Below are 619 nucleotides of genomic sequence, written 5' to 3'. Positions count from 1 at the left end.
TGCTTGGTGAGGCCGGCAAATGGTGAATCTGCTTCACTCGCCTTCACGTCCGCCACTGCAACCCGGTACATCGCATCGATCACAGCCTCCCGCTCCGGCCTCCGCTGCGGGTTGGCGCTGGCGCAGATCTCAAGCGCCTCTCGGATCGTGGCGTCTTCCGCCCAGCGATACGGTCCAGGCTCGCTGCCGTCATCGACACGGCCAGCACGCTCGGCAAACGCCGCCAGTTCGGTGCCCTCGTAGATGCCGGTCTTTCGCCACGAGAGAATCTCGTCGCAGCGCTTTGCCAGCGATCCTGCCGCCTCGCGATCCGGACGGGGCTTGGCGAGAGCGGGCTTGAGGTGCCGCATCGCTTTCCGAAAGCCCCAGCAATGGGAGGCGTCGCCGATCGTCTCGTCAGCGGCCCGATCAAAGCCAAAGCCGTCTCCATCGTCCGACATGCCCACTTGCTGGAAAACAGGCAGGCAGTCCTTCATGATGGCGGCGCATCCGGCATGGAAATCGGCCGAGCCTTCGCGCTGCATCGTGCCGACGTGGCCGGCGACCTTTTCGAGCGCATCGGCCAGCATCACCACCTGGGCACGGTAATAGTCGATGCTCGCGTGAGGCGGGATATACT

At 64.5% G+C, this 619-nt stretch carries 1 protein-coding gene; it reads right to left on the bottom strand.

Annotation, left to right across the window (positions count from 1 at the left end; all coding sequences use genetic code 11):
• Nucleotides 1-619, bottom strand: a 619-nt coding sequence (locus ACTIMO_RS17195; RefSeq protein WP_448183209.1) for a hypothetical protein, incomplete at both ends; no start/stop codon positions are given.

It is taken from the genome of Arthrobacter sp. CP30 (assembly GCF_053470025.1).
This window is presented reverse-complemented; position numbering and strand designations above follow the sequence as displayed.